Consider the following 17,080-nt stretch of genomic DNA (forward strand, 5'->3'; position numbering starts at 1 on the left):
CAGGGCGGTGAGAAGTCACTGACATCTTCTAATGACTGGTCGAATGAGTAGATGAATCTGGTTTTTTAATGAATCAGATCGCAATCCTATCTATGAAGATTGACTTACATCAATTAATATTAGCATTCGACTCCATCATCACATTACCTTTTCGGGGATACTGCACCTATGTCAGACGACAATCACCAAGAGCTCTCTTCAGAAGCACTATTTCGCCAACAAGCACTTGATTACCATGCCTTCCCAAAACCGGGGAAAATTGCTTTAGAGTTAACCACGCCAGCAGACTCAGCTGAAGATCTGGCACTGGCCTACAGCCCAGGTGTTGCAGAACCTGTACGTGAAATCGCCCAAAACGTAGAGAACGTTTATAAGTACACGGCGAAAGGTAACATGGTTGCGGTGATCTCAAACGGCACCGCGATCCTTGGTTTAGGTAACCTTGGTCCAATCGCATCAAAACCTGTGATGGAAGGTAAAGCGTTATTGTTTAAACGTTTTGCAGGCCTTGATTCTATCGATATCGAAGTAAAACATCGCACTATCGACGAATTTGTCGACACAGTTGCGAACATTGCAGACACATTCGGTGGTATTAACTTAGAAGATATCAAAGCACCAGACTGTTTTGAAATTGAGCGTCGTTTGATTGAACGTTGTGATGTGCCTGTATTCCATGATGACCAACACGGTACCGCGATTGTAACGGCAGCGGGCATGCTGAATGCGATCGAACTTCAAGGTAAGAAATTAGAAGAGTGTACGATCGTTTGTCTTGGTGCGGGTGCAGCAGCTGTCGCTTGTATGGAGCTACTGATTAAGTGTGGCGCGATGCGTGAAAAAATCTACATGCTTGACCGTAAAGGCGTGATCCACACTCGCCGTGATGACATCAACGAGTACAAACAGCGTTTTGCGAACAATACTGACAAACGCACGTTGGAAGATGTGATTGATGGTGCTGACCTATTCTTAGGCGTATCAGGTCCAAACCTTCTTCCGGCTGAAGCGCTGAAATTAATGGCCGACAAGCCTGTTGTGTTTGCATGTTCGAATCCAGATCCAGAGATCAAACCTGCATTAGCTCATGAAGTGCGTAATGACCTGATTATGGGTACTGGCCGTTCTGACTATCCAAACCAAGTGAACAATGTTCTATGTTTCCCATTCATTTTCCGTGGTGCGTTAGATGTACGTGCAAGCGTGATTAATGATGAGATGAAACTGGCGGCGGTAGAAGCGATTCGTCAACTTGCTAAAGAGCCTGTTCCTGCTGAAGTATTGAAAGCGGCGGGTGTGGATGCACTTGAGTTTGGCGTCGATTACATTATTCCTAAACCGATGGACCCACGTTTGTTACCACGCGTAGCAAAAGCTGTGGCTGTGGCGGCGGTTGAATCTGGTGTAGCTCGTATTGAGATGCCAGAAAACTATATGCAATAAGAACGCAATGCAGTAAATCTGCATGCTAGCGAGAGACTAAAAAGCCGTCAAACATTATGTTTAGCGGCTTTTTTAATGAGGCTAAGTTGGGACAACGCCCAAACGAACCAATGACATCAGCAGTAAGCGGTTACTCTTCGTCGAATGTTTCGAATTCGATGCCCATTGCAGTCATTAAATCTTTTGCTTCTGTTGGGATCTCATCCGGGCGATCTTTACGTAGATCTTCATCGGTAGGAAGAGGTTGCCCTGTATAAGCGTGCAAGAAGGCTTCACAAAGAAGTTCACTGTTTGTCGCGTGGCGTAGGTTGTTAATCTGACGGCGAGTACGCTCATCAGTGAGTATCTTTAGTACTTTTAACGGGATCGAAACGGTAATTTTTTTAACCTGTTCGCTCTTTTTTCCATGCTCTGCGTATGGACTAATGTATTCACCATTCCAGTCTGCCATTGCGCACCTTCATTGTTATTGTTAGTTGTTTAAAAATAATAGGAGGGGATTTTAGCGGGATTTACCGCCATAAGCAAAGACATATAGACGTCTAGATGTGTTGACGGCTTACGCTTATAAACGTAAAGTGACATAAAGTAACGAGAATAACAACTCTCTAACACAGTGTCTTGATGTCAATCAAGATGTTGTGAGCATCGAATTCGACTTAGAAAGGAAACACATATGAGCAGCCGGAAGCCCGCTACTATCGCCGTACGTACAGGTATTGAGTCAGATTCTCAGCATAATGCCGTTGTCCCACCGATTTATCTTTCGACCAATTATAGCTTCCCGGCCTTCGGCGAAGTGCCTAAATATGACTACACCCGCTCAGGTAATCCAAACCGAGGATTATTAGAAACGGCACTGTTTGAGTTGGAGTCGGGCAAGGGGGCGGTGGTGACAAATTGCGGCACTTCGGCGCTCAACCTATGGGTATCCACTTTCTTAGGGCCAAATGATCTGATTGTCGCACCGCACGATTGCTATGGCGGTACTTATCGCCTGTTTAATACGCGAGCACAGAAAGGGGACTTTAAGGTTCTTTTTGTTGATCAATCAGACCGCGAGGCGTTGGATGCGGCCATTGCTCTGAAGCCGAAATTAGTACTGCTTGAAACGCCATCAAATCCGCTCGTTCGTGTTATTGATATCGAAGAGACATGCATTAAAGCCAAACAAGTCGGGGCGCTAGTTGCGGTCGATAATACCTTTTTGACACCGGTGTACCAAAAGCCATTAGAACTCGGTGCGGATTTTGTTATTCACTCGACCACTAAGTTTATTAACGGTCACTCGGATGTGATTGGTGGTGTTGTGGTGACCAAAACAGAAGAGCATGCAGAAGAGTTGGCGTGGTGGGGGAACTGTATTGGCGCGACGGGAACACCATTTGATAGTTATATGACATTGCGTGGCATACGAACTCTGGGTGCAAGAATGCGTGTACACGAAGAGAGCTCAATTGCCATCCTTAGCGAGTTACAGAATCAATCTTTGGTTAGCGTGATTTATCACCCAAGTTTGCCTGAGCACCCTGGTCACGATATTGCTAAAAAGCAGCAATCAGGATTTGGGTCTATGCTGAGCTTTGAGTTTGCAGGCAGTTTTGAACAGCTTAAATATTTTGTCGATCAACTCGAATTATTCTCTTTAGCGGAATCGTTAGGTGGTGTTGAAAGCTTGATTTGCCACCCTGCGTCGATGACTCACCGTGCGATGGGAGAAGAAGCATTAGCTGAAGCGGGTATTTCACAGAATTTATTACGTTTATCGGTTGGACTCGAAGATGCCGACGATTTGATCGAGGATTTATCACAAGCTTTTGCGAAAGCAGAACGTTTCACAGCCGATGGAGAGAACGTTTAAATGAGTGTTATTCGTCAACTGCATAAATTTGGTGGCAGTAGCTTAGCTGATCCTGAGTGTTATCAGCGCGTGGTGAATATTCTTAAAGAGTATTCGGGAGCGGATGATTTAGTGGTGGTGTCAGCGGCAGGGAAAACCACCAACCGTCTGATCGAATTTTTAGAAGCGCTGGATAAAGATGGGCGTTTGGCGCATGAGGCTTTACAGTCATTGCGTCAATTTCAGACTGAATTGATTGAAACCTTGCTGAGTGGAGAATCACAAACGACTTTGCTTGCAACGTTGAATGCTGAATTTAGTGCGCTAGGGGAGTTAACCACTCCGCTTTCGGCAACCGACAAAGCGAATGTGTTAGGCCATGGTGAAGTATGGTCGGCTCGATTGTTAGCTGAACTATTGTGTCAGCACGATCTTGCGGCTGTAGCTCAAGATGCTCGTGAGTTTTTACGGGCAGAAGCGGGTACGCAGCCAGAAGTTGATCGCGCGCGCTCTTATCCGTTGTTGAAAGAAATTCTTGCCCAACATACACATCATCGAATCGTGATCACTGGATTCATGGCGCAAGATTCCGCTCATGAAACGGTCTTGCTTGGTCGAAATGGTTCGGATTACTCGGCAACTGTGATTGGTGCATTAGCGGAAGTGAGCTGTGTGACGATTTGGAGCGATGTGGCTGGCGTATACAGCGCTGACCCAAGGCTTGTCTCGGATGCCTGTCTTCTGCCTCTGCTGCGCTTAGATGAGGCGAGCGAGCTGGCTCGTCTTGCTGCACCAGTATTGCATAGCCGCACTTTACAACCTGTCGCGCAAAGTGCGATGGATTTAAGTTTACGCTGTAGCCATCAACCCGAATCGGGATCGACTCGAATTGAGCGAGTGTTAGCTTCAGGGCGCGGCGCTAAGATCATTACCTCGTTAGATGAGGTATTGCTGATCCAACTGACTTTCACCCAAGGTCATGATTTTAAGCGAATTGAAACGGATGTATTGCAGAGCCTAACTCGGGCGCAACTTGAACCTTTGGCCTATGAAGTCCAATCGGATCAGCACTGTTTGCGTTTAGCGTACACAGCAGAGATTGCTGGTGGCGCTCTTAGCCATTTGCAAGATTGTGCGGTGGAAGCCGAAATCAAATTGAAAGAGGGTTACTCGCTGATCGCGGCCGTTGGTGCTGGCGTCACTAAAAATCCAAATCATTGCTACGGTTTCTATCAGCAGTTGAAACACTCCCCAGTCGAATTTGTGTCGGAGTCGCTATCTGGATTAAGTTTAGTGGCGGTTCTACGCCGCAGTGAAACACCACCTTTAGTAAAAGGCATTCACACTCAACTTTTCCAAGCTCAGAAACGAGTAGCATTGGTATTGTGTGGTAAAGGCAATATTGGTTCGAGTTGGTTATCTCTGTTTACCGAGCAGAAAAGTGAGCTAGAAAAACGCCGAGGCATGAGCTTTGATTTGGTGGGTGTCGTGGGAAGCCAAACGTATTGGTTTGATGATAAAGGGATAGAGCCGACCACAATTGATGCCCGCTTTAATGACGAATCCATTGCAAATAACAGTCACGAATGGTTAGAGCGTTTAGGTGCGATTCAAAATTATGATGAAGCTGTGGTGTTAGATGTTACCGCGAGCCAAGAGTTGGCCGAGCAGTACTTGAATATCGCGCATCAAGGTATTCATTTAATTTCAGCCAATAAAGTGGCCGGCTCTGCTTCTGGTGAGTACTACCATCAAGTTCAAGATGCCTTTGCAAAGATTGGTCGCCATTGGTTGTATAACGCGACAGTAGGAGCGGGGCTTCCAATTAATCATACTGTTCGAGATTTGCGTGAGAGTGGCGATGAGATCATTGCGGTGTCGGGTATTTTTTCGGGTACGCTTTCATGGTTATTCCAGCAATTCGACGGCAGTGTTCCCTTTAGTGAGTTGGTTGATCTCGCATGGCAACAAGGGCTGACGGAACCCGATCCTCGATCGGATTTAGATGGTTCAGATGTGATGCGTAAGTTAGTTATTTTAGCGCGAGAATCAGGGTTAGAGATTGAGCCCGAAAATGTGAAGGTTGAATCTCTGGTTCCGGCAGAATTACAAGATCTGTCATTAGATGATTTCTTTGACCACGCTTCTGTCTTGAGTGAAGAGTTAGCCGAGCGTTTAGAAAAAGCTCAGAAAGAGCATAAAGTGCTGCGTTATGTCGCTCGTTTGGAAAAGAATGGGAATGCGAGTGTGAGCGTCGAGGCGCTTGCGAAAGAGCATGCGCTAGCGAACTTACTCCCTTGTGACAATATCTTTGCGATTGAGAGTAAGTGGTACAAAGATAACCCTCTGGTCATTCGAGGCCCAGGTGCGGGAAGAGAAGTGACCGCTGGTGCTATTCAATCAGACCTCAATAGGATGTCTGCGCTGTTTTAAGTGTTGATCGACGTTGTTTAAGTAGTAAGTCGAGGGGGCTCTTCTTATCGCCTTCTAACATCATCTGTCGATACTGGATCAACAGGCCCTAACCAAAGGAGCGAAATCATTCGCTCCTTTGTTGTTTCTACGGGAGCTATTGGGTTTTGTATTAGGGCCTTTGTGTTTTCTGGCAGAGGGCTTTGTGTTTTTTACAGAGGTGAGGATCTTATGTTCTTTGCGGGTGAGCTTTGTGTTTTCCATTAATAATGAACTATCTTCACTTTGAACATGAGAAAAATTCATAATCATCCTGTTGACATTAAATCGTATTCATTCCATTCTGTGGACATATAGACGTCTAAACGTCATTTAAGGATTTAGATTATTGCGTGGCAAAGATGGCCACAGGGAGAGTTAAGATGGGATATACACACGCAGGCCATATCGACGCCTTAAATCAGAATATTGCCGAACTTTCTGACAACATCAATGTGTCATTTGAGTTTTTTCCACCAAGCAGTGAAAAAATGGAAGAAACCTTATGGAACTCTGTCCATCGATTAAAGACTCTTCAACCTAAATTTGTCTCAGTTACTTATGGTGCCAATTCTGGCGAGCGAGATCGTACTCACTCGATTATCAAAGAGATCAAAGATCAAACAGGATTGGTCGCAGCCCCTCACTTGACCTGTATTGATGCAAGTCGTGAAGAGTTAATCAATATTGCAGACGATTACTGGAACAATGGCATTAAAAACATTGTGGCACTGCGTGGTGATATTCCTGCGGGTGGCGGTGCGCCTGACATGTACGCATCAGACTTAGTGAAACTGCTTAAATCTCAGCATGATTTTGATATCTCAGTTGCGGCTTTTCCTGAAGTTCACCCAGAGGCGAAAAGTGCTCAAGCGGATTTGATTAACTTAAAGCGTAAAGTGGATGCTGGTGCCGATCGTGCCATTACTCAATTCTTCTTTGATGTAGAGAGTTACTTACGTTTTCGTGACCGCTGCGTGGCGGCAGGCATTGATGCTGAAATTGTGCCGGGCATTCTACCTGTTTCCAACTTTAAGCAAGCATCACGCTTTGCTGCGATGAATAACGTAAAAGTACCAGGCTGGATGGCACAGCAGTTTAACGGTTTAGACGATGATCCTACGACACGACAACTCGTTGGTGCCAGTCAAGCGATTGATATGGTGAGAACACTAAGCCGAGAAGGGGTGAAAGATTTTCACTTTTATACTCTGAATCGAGCTGAAATGACCTATGCGCTTTGCCATACACTTGGCGTGCGTCCTGCTTAAGTTCACGTCCAAGCTAAAGTTTACGTTTAGCTTAGGTTTACATCCAACTTAGGTCTGCATCCAATTATAGCTTATAGGTACTGTTTTAGCGGATAGAGATAGGAATAGAGACTAAAGCTGAAGGGAACAGAAATAGAAAAGGGTTAGTGCAAATGCATTAACCCTTTTTGGTATTTACTTCAATGAACTGATTTGAACTTACGCCATTGCGCCTAATTCAGCTATTACTTCATCAGCCCATGATACCCATGCTTCGCGAATAACAAGGTTACGGCGAAGTGTTAGACGCTCTAAACGAGCTTGCTTATCTAGAGACGCTGGTGTTGCGTAGTAAGCCGCTTCGATCTCTTTGTAATGCGCTACAAGTTTACGAGATTCTTCAACCAACTCTGTTAGTTGTGCATGATACGCTGTTGAAGGTTGTACAGCGCATGCCATCAGCTTAGCAGAGAACTCATCACGAACGGTTGGATGAGCGGTAGGTTGATCAAACCATGCACCAAGTGCACCACGACCAGCATCTGTGATTGAGTAAACTTTACGGTCGGGTTTACCTTCCTGCGGTTCTAAAACACATGTAACTAGCTCGTTCTGAGCCATTTTGTTTAGTTCACGGTAAACTTGTTGGTGGCTTGCTTTCCAAAAGTAACCGATGCTTGCAGAAAATTCTTTGGTGATATCGTAACCGGTTGCGTCGCGAGTACTTAAAACGGTTAAGATTACGTGTGGTAATGACATGTCTTCAATCCAAATGGTCAATAAACTAACAAATTCGCTTAAACTTCAAGAGTGCTTCTAATGGCACGTATTTGTAATTATGTTTAAGCGACTCCAACCTTATAAATAGTTGGTACTGTCACCTTGAAAAGCCGTTTATCACCTAGGTTGGTATGAGTACATACCAATAAGCTGCGGAAATATTTTGATTAGAGTGCTTTCGCAGCGGAGAGGTAGTATATCTAAATAATAAGCATAAAGTAGAATAGTCGGACAAAATAACCCAAAAAACTGACAAAATACTCAATAGTGGAATTTAAAAGAATAAAAGGCCGCACGTGGCGACCTTTTTGTCTCGTTTGTAGAGGTTTTAACTGCTATCCAGTGTTTCGCATTCCGGCTGCAATACCCGCAATTGTCACCATTAATGCCTCTTCGAGTTCAGGCTGTGGTGTTTCTGACTGACGAGTACGGTACAGCAACTCGGCTTGAAGCATGTTCAATGGCTCAACGTAGATGTTACGTAAACGAATGGATTCTAATCCCCACGGGTCGCTTTGCATCAAGTTCTCGTTGTTCTCTACGTTCAGTACCGCTTTGATATCTTTCTGCAGTTGCTCACGTAGACGATCACCCAGTGGAATAAGTGATTCATCCACTAAACGTTGGTCATAGTAACGAGAAATTTCGATGTTACATTTCGAGTAAACCATTTCCAGCATACCAAGACGAGTCGAGAAGAATGGCCATTCGCGGCACATATCTTCTAAAAGCGCTTGATGGCCTTTATCGATAGAGTATTGGATTGCTTCACCTGCGCCTAACCAAGCTGGTAATACTAAGCGGTTTTGGCTCCATGAGAAAATCCATGGGATGGCACGTAGGCTTTCAACGCCGCCTTTCGGGTTACGTTTTGCAGGGCGTGAACCTAGCGGTAATTTACCTAACTCTAACTCTGGTGTTGCAGAGCGGAAGTAAGGAACAAAATCAGGTTCACCACGAACGATATGACGATAAGCCTCGCATGACACTTCTGACAATACATCCATCAGATCGTACCATTCTTGTTTTGGCTCTGGTGGTGGCAGAAGATTCGCTTCTAAAATCGCACTCGCATAGATATTGAAACTGTTGACAGCAACATCAGGCAAACCAAGTTTGAAGCGGATCATTTCACCTTGCTCTGTTACACGTAAACCGCCTTTCAAGCTTTTTGGTGGCTGAGACAATAGTGCAGCATGCGCAGGAGCGCCGCCACGACCAACCGTACCACCACGGCCATGGAATAAGGTCAGCTCGATATCCGCATCTTCACTGATTTTCACTAACGATTCCATCGCACGGTATTGCGCCCAACCTGCAGACATGACACCAGCATCTTTAGCTGAATCAGAATAACCAATCATCACCATTTGGTGGTTTTGGATGAAACCGCGATACCAATCGATAGAGTAAAGTTGCTTCATGACCTCTTCAGAGTTATTCAAATCGTCAAGGGTTTCAAATAGTGGGCAAACATCCATGCGGAATTCACAGCCACTCTCTTGAAGAAGTAAATGCACGGCTAATACATCTGAAGCGGTACGAGCCATCGAGATCACATAAGCACCAAACGCTTCTCGTGATTGAGACGCAACGATTTGGCAAGTATCCAGAACCTCTTTTACCTGCTCTGATGGTTGCCAATCTCGTGGTAGTAATGGGCGTTTTGAACTTAGCTCATTCACGAGGAATGAGATCTTGTCCTGTTCGCTCCAGTGCGCGTAATCACCAATGCCGAGGTAGCGAGTCAGTTCAGACAGTACATCTGAGTGGCGCGTGCTCTCTTGACGAATGTCTAGGCGAACGAGGTGAACCCCAAAGGCTTTGATGCGACGTAAGGTATCGAGTAGTGAACCTCCCGCAATCACATTCATGCCACACTCTTGCAGAGATTGGTAACACGCAAACAGCGGTTCCCATAGCTCATCAACGTGCTCAAGAATCGCTTTGTTTGGCACTTCTTTACCGTTAATTTTCGCTTCAAGCACTTCGATAGTGTCTTGCAGTAGTGTGCGGATGCGTTTCAAAATGGCACGGTAAGGTTCGTGCTCATCATTAGCTAATTGACGAACGGTATCATTGCACTTGGTCATTGATAGTTCGCTGATCAGCTCTTGAATATCGCCAAGATAAAGATCGGCGGCTTTCCAGCGAGATAGAAGTAGAACTTCACGCGTGATTGAGTGAGTCACAAATGGGTTACCATCGCGATCGCCACCCATCCATGATGAGAAATGCACAGGGCGAGCATCAATCGGTAGACCTTCGCCAAGATAACCCGTTACACGTTCATCGAGTTCACGTAGGAATTCCGGTACCGCTTCCCACAGTGAATTTTCAACCACAGCAAAGCCCCATTTAGCTTCATCTAATGGTGTAGGTCGCTGCTTACGAATGACATCAGAGTGCCAACCTTGAGCGATTAATTGCTCTAAGCGACGTTCTGTTTTATGACGCTCTTTAGAAGAGAGATCACTCAGTTCTAGTTTTGATAAACACTCATTGGTTTTGACCAGTTTATTGATCATGGTTCGACGAGTGATTTCTGTCGGGTGTGCGGTGAGTACGAGCTCAATATTTAAATCTCGAACCGCTTGCGCTGCATCTAACTTGCTAATTTTATTTTGAGTTAATTTTGAGAATAGCGAGTTAATGGCGTCGGGTTCACATACATGTTCTTCGCAGTGGCGTGAAATTGTATGGTATTGCTCTGCCATATTGGTCAGATTGAGAAATTGGTTAAAAGCGCGCGCTACTGGAGTCAGTTGCTCATTTGGCAGATTCTTGATCTCTTCAATAAGAGCGTCGCGATCGGCTTGATTCCCTGCTCGAGCGGATTTAGAAAGCTTACGGATAGTCTCTACTTTCTCTAGAATAATGTCACCATGAGCTTCTTGAATAGTGTTACCTAACAAGCGGCCCAACATGCTCACGTTGCTTTTGAGCGCGGCGTATTTTTCGTTCATTGTCATCCTGCCTCGTAAATTAATTACATCCATTGTTCCTTGTTAAGTACACAATCTAGCGAAAAGTGCTGTATGTAGTCAAATAAAGCAGACTAAGTTTGCAATTATTAACTGCAACGATGAAATGGGCTGGGAATTCTATTCATTTTCACTACTGAGATGAAAATTTATTACATAATCGGGAGTTAGCAAGCTCAAAGTGAGATGAATACACTCACTTTGGCTTAAAAATCGAAATTATATAGAGGCAAATAATTTCATTAAGAGAAATATGGAAAGGTTTAGAAACAATATTTATGCATTGCCTTAGACAAAATATTAATTGTGGGATCAATAAAATCTAAACTAAGAAATTCGTCAGGTTGGTGTGCTTGATCAATAGAACCGGGGCCTAACACCAAGGTTGGGCACAACTGCTGAAGAAAAGGCGCTTCCGTGCAGTAGTTTACCGTAGCTGAGGGGGTGTCACAGATCGACTCAACGCCAGCGATAAATGGGTGATCATGTTGGCATTCATAACCGGGAATGGGCTCATGCAAAGGCGTGATATCAATTCGGCCTGACCATTTCGCTTCAACCTCTTTAAGCGCATCTCGCAGTAAGTTATCTAATCCATCTAAACTGATCCCAGGCAGAGGGCGCACATCATAATGAAGTTCACAACAGCCACAAATTCGGTTGGCGCTGTCTCCTCCATGGATATGACCTAAATTGAGTGTTGGGCTTGGAATGGCAAATCCGGGGTGATGATACTCTTTGACCAATTTGTCACGCAGTTGCATTAAGGCAAACATCACTTCATGCATGATCTCGATAGCATTGACCCCTAACGCGGGATCGGAAGAGTGCCCTGAGCGCCCTGTGATTCGAATGGCATTGGCGACATGACCTTTATGACCTCGGATAGGCACTAAGCTTGTAGGTTCGCCAATGATGCAGTAATCCGGTTTGAAAGGTGCGCTTTCAGTAAAGTGGCGTGCGCCAAGCATGGTGGTCTCTTCATCGCAGGTCGCAAGCACATAAAGAGGCTTTGTCTGTTTGCTCCAATCTACCTTCTTGACCGCTTCAATAATAAAAGCGAAGAAGCCTTTCATGTCAGCGGTACCTAAACCGTAAAAGCGATTATTCGATTCGGTGAGTTCGTGAGGGTTAAAGCTCCATTGCCCTTCATCAAAGGGAACCGTATCGCTGTGTCCTGCCAGTAGTAATCCACCTTCCCCTGCGCCTTTTTTTGCAATGAGGTTGTGCTTGCCGGGCTCTACTTCGATGACTTCGACTTCAAATCCAATATCTTTTAGCCAAGTCGCCAATTTTTCAATGACTTTTGCATTTCCTTCGTCCCAGCTTGAATCGGTTGAACTGATCGAGGATGTCGAAATTAGGCCTCTGTAGACCTCTATAAAACTGGGTAATTGCATATTATCTTCACTTCTACTGTTGACAGAAATTATATAAGACGGTAAAACACATATTAAAGCATTATTACTGAATAAAAAATCAATAAAAGCTGAATTTTTTGTATTAATAATCAGTTTTAAGATCGTTGATTACCTTAAAAATTGGATGTGTTGAGATGTTGAAAACCACAATTATCGGAGCAAGCGGATATACCGGAGCAGAGCTTGCTTTGATGGTTAATAAACACCCAAAGCTTACGCTAGCAGGTTTATATGTTTCAGCCAATAGCGTTGATGCAAGAAAGCCAATAGCCGCTTTACATGGCAAGCTTTTGGGTTTGATTGATATGCCCGTTCAGCCTCTGCTTGATCCACAAGCGGTAGCGGCGGAGTCCGATGTGGTTTTTCTCGCGACGGCTCATGAAGTGAGTCACGATTTAGCACCTATATTTTTAGAACAAGGTTGCCAAGTTTTTGATTTATCTGGCGCGTTTAGGGTGAAAGGCGAACGTTTTTATCAGGATTTTTATGGTTTTGAGCATCAGTACCCACAGTGGTTAGACAGTGCAGCTTACGGGCTAGCCGAGTGGAATGAAGCGGAAATCAAACAGTCTCAGTTGATTGCAGTAGCGGGTTGTTATCCGACCGCTTCACAACTCGCAATTAAGCCATTGGTTGATGCTGGTTTAATTGATACGGCTCAGTGGCCTGTGATTAATGCAACCAGCGGTGTGACAGGTGCAGGGCGTAAAGCAAGTATGACCAATAGCTTTTGCGAAGTGAGTCTACAGCCTTACGGGATATTTAATCACCGTCATCAACCTGAAATTGCCAATCATTTGGGTTGTGATGTGATTTTTACTCCGCACCTTGGCAATTTTAAACGTGGGATCTTAGCGACGATCACCATGAAGTTAGCACAGGATGTGACTGACGCGGATGTTCAGCAAACATTTGAACAAGCATATAAGGATAAACCTGCGGTTCGCTTGTTAGATAACATACCGAGAATTCAAGATGTAGAAAATACACCTTTCTGTGATATAGGTTGGAAGGTGCAAGGGCAACATATTATTGCGGTATCAGCGATAGATAATTTGCTAAAGGGAGCCTCTAGCCAGGCGATGCAATGTTTAAATATTCACTATGGTTTTAAACCATTAACAGCACTTGTTTAAGGAAGCACGATATGAGTCAAAACGAGCAGTCATTAGTAATTAAGTTAGGTGGTGCAGCCCTTTCATGCACAGAGACACTTAGCAAATTATTTGGTGCGATTTCCGCGTACCAGCGACGAGCTCAGCGACCTATCGTCATCGTTCATGGCGGTGGCTATTTGGTAGATGACTTAATGTCGAAGCTCAAGCTTGAGACGATGAAAGTCCAAGGTTTACGTGTAACACCTTACGATCAGATCCCTATGGTGGTAGGTGCGCTAGCCGGAACAGCAAATAAGCTGCTTCAAGGTCAGGCGGTAAAAGATGGAATTAATGCAGTAGGGTTAAGCTTAGCCGATGGCGGTCTATGTGTGGTGGAAGAGCTTAGCCCTGAATTGGGTGCAGTAGGTAAGGCAAAACCGGGTAATGCCAATGTATTACAAGCGGTGCTTTCTACGGGCGCATTACCGATCATCAGTTCTATTGGGCTTACGTCTGAAGGGCAGATGATGAATGTGAATGCTGACCAAGCCGCCGTTGCCGTTGCAGGCGCATTGGATGCAGAGCTTGTGTTTCTTTCTGATGTCAGTGGTGTGTTAGATGGTAAAGGCCATCTCATTTCGAGCTTGAATCATCAACAAGCTGACGCACTGATTACTGGCAAAGTAGTCACGGACGGAATGATTGTAAAAGTTGAGGCGGCGCTACAAGCAGCCAGTGATTTGGGACGACCAGTTGAAGTTGCAACATGGCGCTACCCAGACAAACTAGCCCAACTATTTGCAGGTGAAAACATCGGAACTCAATTTTTACCCCGATGAGTTAGTTTTTAATTGTTAATGACAAACTAACCACCCAATCAAAGAATTATAGATTTTATAATAAATATGGATATACCCCGAGGAACTGACCGCCAAAGTGCAGCCCGGGCAATAGGAGTAAGAACATGAGCAAAGTTAACGTAAATAAAGTAGTAGTAGCGTATTCAGGCGGTCTAGACACATCTGTGATCATTCCATGGTTGAAAGAGAACTATGACTGTGAAGTGGTTGCATTCGTGGCAGATGTGGGTCAAGGCGATGAAGAGTTACAAGGCATTGAAGAGAAAGCCATCGCATCAGGCGCAAGTGCTTGTTATGTTGCCGATCTAAAAGAAGAGATGGTCGCCGATTACATTTTCCCAACGCTAAAAACAGGCGCTTACTACGAAGGTAAATACCTACTTGGTACGTCAATGGCGCGTCCAATTATTGCGAAAGCACAAGTTGAGTTAGCTCGTAAAGTGGGTGCTGATGCGTTGTGTCATGGTTGTACTGGTAAAGGTAATGACCAAGTTCGTTTTGAAGGCGCATTTGCGGCGCTTGCTCCCGAGCTTCATGTTATTGCCCCTTGGCGTGAGTGGGATCTTGTGAGCCGTGAAGAGTGTCTTGATTACCTTGCTGAGCGTAATATCCCTTGTACAGCTTCGCTGACAAAAATTTATTCTCGTGATGCTAACGCGTGGCATATCTCGACAGAAGGTGGCGTGCTTGAAAATACGTGGAATGCACCGGATGAAGATTGCTGGGCTTGGACCGTTGATCCAGAACAAGCGCCAAACGAATCTGAGTATGTGACTTTAAAAGTTGAGAACGGAGAAGTTGTAGCAGTTGATGGTGAGACGATGACGCCATACAACGCGCTGGTTTATCTCAACGAGAAAGGGGCGAAACACGGTATTGGTCGTATTGATATTGTAGAAAACCGTCTTGTTGGAATGAAATCTCGTGGTTGCTACGAAACTCCGGGTGGCACCATTATGATGGAAGCGTTGCGTGCAGTAGAGCAACTGGTGCTTGATAAAAGTGCATTCGAATTCCGTGAGGAGCTCGGTGTGAAAGCATCTCATCTTGTATATGATGGACGTTGGTTTACTCCGTTATGTAAATCAATTTTAGCGGCAACGGAAGAGCTAGCGAAAGACGTTAACGGTGAAGTGGTGATCAAGCTTTATAAAGGTCACGCAACGGTGACTCAGAAGCGTTCTGAAAACAGCTTGTACTGTGAAGAGTTTGCGACTTTTGGTGAAGATGAAGTGTATGACCAAAGCCATGCGGGTGGCTTCATCCGTCTTTACTCACTGTCTAGCCGTATCCGTGCGCTAAAACAGGCAAAAAAATAACGCGATACCTAGGTTAGATTAAATCGTTAGAACCTAGAAGCTATCTTCTAGGTTCTATTTGTATCTACGCGGTATGAATTTTATGGCTTCTCATCACACACTAAGCCTCAACCGCGATAGAAAATATAAAGACGTAAACTCAATGGAGAAGAGCAATGGCATTATGGGGCGGAAGATTTACCCAAGCAGCAGATACTAGATTCAAAGATTTTAATGACTCACTTCGTTTTGATTATCGTTTGGCGGAAGAAGATATTGTTGGCTCTATCGCTTGGTCTAAAGCACTGCTTTCGGTCGATGTGCTGACAAAAGAAGAGCAGCAGTCTCTAGAGTTCGCTTTAAATGAACTCAAGCATGAAGTTTTAGAAGATCCGGCACAAATTTTACACTCTGATGCTGAAGATATTCATAGTTGGGTCGAACAGAAGCTCATTGGTAAGGTCGGTGATTTAGGTAAAAAACTTCATACTGGCCGTTCACGTAATGACCAAGTCGCGACGGATTTGAAATTATGGTGTCGTCAGCAAAGCCAGCAGTTGCTAATCACTCTGGATCGACTACAAGCTCAACTAGTGAATGTTGCTCAGCAGCATCAAGCGACCGTTCTGCCGGGGTATACTCACTTACAAAGAGCACAACCTGTGACATTCGCTCACTGGTGTCTTGCGTATGTTGAGATGTTTGACCGTGATTATTCTCGTCTGAGTGACGCGATGAAACGTTTGGACACGTGTCCACTCGGTTCAGGTGCGCTTGCGGGGACGGCTTACCCAATGGATCGTGAGCAAGTTGCCCATGATTTAGGTTTCCGCCGAGCAACGCGTAACTCACTCGACTCAGTTTCAGATCGCGATCATGTGATGGAGCTTATGTCAGTTGCCTCTATCTCCATGCTGCACCTTTCTCGTCTGGCTGAAGATATGATTTTCTATAATTCAGGCGAATCAGGCTTTATTGAATTAGCCGATACGGTGACTTCAGGTTCATCTTTAATGCCACAGAAAAAGAACCCAGATGCGCTTGAGTTGATCCGTGGTAAAACAGGCCGAGTATATGGCTCATTAGCGGCAATGATGATGACAGTAAAAGCACTGCCATTGGCGTACAACAAAGACATGCAAGAAGACAAGGAAGGGCTGTTTGATGCGCTTGATACTTGGCATGACTGCATGGAAATGGCGGCTCTCTGTTTTGATGGCATTCAAGTAAATGGTGAGCGTACGTTGGAAGCGGCACAGCAAGGTTATGCGAACTCAACAGAGCTGGCGGACTACTTGGTGGCAAAAGGTATTCCTTTCCGCGAAGCGCATCATATCGTTGGTGTGACGGTTGTTGCTGCGATTGCAAAAGGCTGTGCACTAGAAGAGTTATCAATTGCCGAAATGAAAGAGTTTTCTGCTGTGATTGAGCAGGATGTGTATGAGATTTTGACCATAGAGTCATGCTTAGAAAAACGTTCGGCATTAGGTGGGGTATCACCGAAGCAAGTGGCTTATGCGGTTGAGCAAGCACAGAAGAAGATCGATCAAAGAGATCTTCCTAACGGTAATTCGTAAGGATTATTTTTACGATTTTTCTATTGTTAAAGGTTTGATTTTATAGATTATTATTTAAAATTAGCAAATGCTAACAAAT

11 protein-coding genes and 1 pseudogene are annotated in these 17,080 nt (G+C 44.8%); 8 read left to right on the top strand and 4 right to left on the bottom strand.

Going from position 1 to position 17,080, the window contains the following annotated elements; all coding sequences use genetic code 11:
• Positions 1-168 precede the first annotated feature (168 nt).
• Positions 169-1,443: a malic enzyme-like NAD(P)-binding protein gene (locus FCV43_RS15040; RefSeq protein ID WP_136995663.1), complete on the top strand. Its 1,275-nt coding sequence runs from the start codon at positions 169-171 to the stop codon at positions 1,441-1,443.
• A 130-nt stretch (positions 1,444-1,573) separates the two neighbouring features.
• Here FCV43_RS15040 and metJ read toward each other — a convergent pair whose 3' ends face one another.
• Entirely contained in the window at positions 1,574-1,894 is a 321-nt protein-coding gene (gene metJ, locus FCV43_RS15045; RefSeq protein ID WP_113797221.1) for a met regulon transcriptional regulator MetJ, read from the bottom strand.
• 225 nt (positions 1,895-2,119) lie between these two features.
• Here metJ and FCV43_RS15050 point away from each other — a divergent pair, with 225 nt between their 5' ends.
• The 3 genes from FCV43_RS15050 to metF all read left to right on the top strand — a co-directional run bounded on the left by FCV43_RS15050 (position 2,120) and on the right by metF (position 7,005).
• Positions 2,120-3,304: an O-succinylhomoserine (thiol)-lyase gene (locus tag FCV43_RS15050; protein ID WP_113797219.1), complete on the top strand. Its 1,185-nt coding sequence runs from the start codon at positions 2,120-2,122 to the stop codon at positions 3,302-3,304.
• Positions 3,305-5,716, top strand: coding sequence for a bifunctional aspartate kinase/homoserine dehydrogenase II (locus FCV43_RS15055; RefSeq protein ID WP_113797217.1), 2,412 nt, complete (start codon positions 3,305-3,307; stop codon positions 5,714-5,716).
• A 401-nt stretch (positions 5,717-6,117) separates the two neighbouring features.
• Positions 6,118-7,005 carry a methylenetetrahydrofolate reductase gene (gene metF, locus FCV43_RS15060; RefSeq protein WP_017052592.1) on the top strand — a complete coding sequence of 296 codons (888 nt, stop codon included), beginning with the start codon at positions 6,118-6,120 and terminating at the stop codon, positions 7,003-7,005.
• A gap of 198 nt (positions 7,006-7,203) precedes the next feature.
• Here the strand turns inward: metF and FCV43_RS15065 are convergent, their stop codons facing one another.
• The 3 genes from FCV43_RS15065 to argE form a co-directional block, all read right to left on the bottom strand.
• The gene (locus FCV43_RS15065; protein ID WP_017052591.1) at positions 7,204-7,743 is read right to left on the bottom strand and encodes a PadR family transcriptional regulator; all 540 of its coding nucleotides are present in this window, start codon (positions 7,741-7,743) and stop codon (positions 7,204-7,206) included.
• Positions 7,744-8,099: 356 nt separating this feature from the next.
• A complete protein-coding gene (ppc, locus tag FCV43_RS15070) occupies positions 8,100-10,730 on the bottom strand; it encodes a phosphoenolpyruvate carboxylase (protein WP_029203376.1) in 2,631 nt (876 codons plus the stop codon).
• 281 nt (positions 10,731-11,011) lie between these two features.
• Positions 11,012-12,148, bottom strand: coding sequence for an acetylornithine deacetylase (gene argE / locus FCV43_RS15075; RefSeq protein ID WP_113797215.1), 1,137 nt, complete (start codon positions 12,146-12,148; stop codon positions 11,012-11,014).
• A 155-nt stretch (positions 12,149-12,303) separates the two neighbouring features.
• On the opposite strand from argE, the gene argC reads away from it, so the two are divergent.
• The 4 genes and pseudogenes from argC to argH all read left to right on the top strand — a co-directional run.
• Positions 12,304-13,305 carry an N-acetyl-gamma-glutamyl-phosphate reductase gene (argC, locus tag FCV43_RS15080; protein WP_136995664.1) on the top strand — a complete coding sequence of 334 codons (1,002 nt, stop codon included), beginning with the start codon at positions 12,304-12,306 and terminating at the stop codon, positions 13,303-13,305.
• Positions 13,306-13,316: 11 nt separating this feature from the next.
• Positions 13,317-14,105, top strand: a complete 789-nt coding sequence (argB, locus tag FCV43_RS15085) for an acetylglutamate kinase (protein WP_136995665.1) — start codon at positions 13,317-13,319, stop codon at positions 14,103-14,105.
• Between the two features lie 125 nt (positions 14,106-14,230).
• Positions 14,231-15,445 carry an argininosuccinate synthase gene (locus FCV43_RS15090; RefSeq protein WP_017052586.1) on the top strand — a complete coding sequence of 405 codons (1,215 nt, stop codon included), beginning with the start codon at positions 14,231-14,233 and terminating at the stop codon, positions 15,443-15,445.
• A gap of 155 nt (positions 15,446-15,600) precedes the next feature.
• Positions 15,601-16,980, top strand: a pseudogene (gene argH, locus FCV43_RS15095) (argininosuccinate lyase); the annotation flags it as partial.
• Positions 16,981-17,080 lie beyond the last annotated feature (100 nt).

The organism is Vibrio genomosp. F6 (assembly GCF_005146325.1).
GTDB classification, from domain to species: domain Bacteria; phylum Pseudomonadota; class Gammaproteobacteria; order Enterobacterales; family Vibrionaceae; genus Vibrio; species Vibrio cortegadensis.

Bases quoted from the DNA above. Each gene is read 5' to 3' on its own strand.
- metJ (WP_113797221.1), bottom strand. From the start codon at position 1,894: ATGGCAGACTGGAATGGTGAATACATTAGTCCATACGCAGAGCATGGA.
- FCV43_RS15050 (WP_113797219.1), top strand. From the start codon at position 2,120: ATGAGCAGCCGGAAGCCCGCTACTATCGCCGTACGTACAGGTATTGAG.
- metF (WP_017052592.1), top strand. From the start codon at position 6,118: ATGGGATATACACACGCAGGCCATATCGACGCCTTAAATCAGAATATT.
- FCV43_RS15055 (WP_113797217.1), top strand. From the start codon at position 3,305: ATGAGTGTTATTCGTCAACTGCATAAATTTGGTGGCAGTAGCTTAGCT.
- argE (WP_113797215.1), bottom strand. From the start codon at position 12,148: ATGCAATTACCCAGTTTTATAGAGGTCTACAGAGGCCTAATTTCGACA.
- argC (WP_136995664.1), top strand. From the start codon at position 12,304: ATGTTGAAAACCACAATTATCGGAGCAAGCGGATATACCGGAGCAGAG.
- FCV43_RS15065 (WP_017052591.1), bottom strand. From the start codon at position 7,743: ATGTCATTACCACACGTAATCTTAACCGTTTTAAGTACTCGCGACGCA.
- FCV43_RS15040 (WP_136995663.1), top strand. From the start codon at position 169: ATGTCAGACGACAATCACCAAGAGCTCTCTTCAGAAGCACTATTTCGC.
- FCV43_RS15090 (WP_017052586.1), top strand. From the start codon at position 14,231: ATGAGCAAAGTTAACGTAAATAAAGTAGTAGTAGCGTATTCAGGCGGT.
- argB (WP_136995665.1), top strand. From the start codon at position 13,317: ATGAGTCAAAACGAGCAGTCATTAGTAATTAAGTTAGGTGGTGCAGCC.
- ppc (WP_029203376.1), bottom strand. From the start codon at position 10,730: ATGAACGAAAAATACGCCGCGCTCAAAAGCAACGTGAGCATGTTGGGC.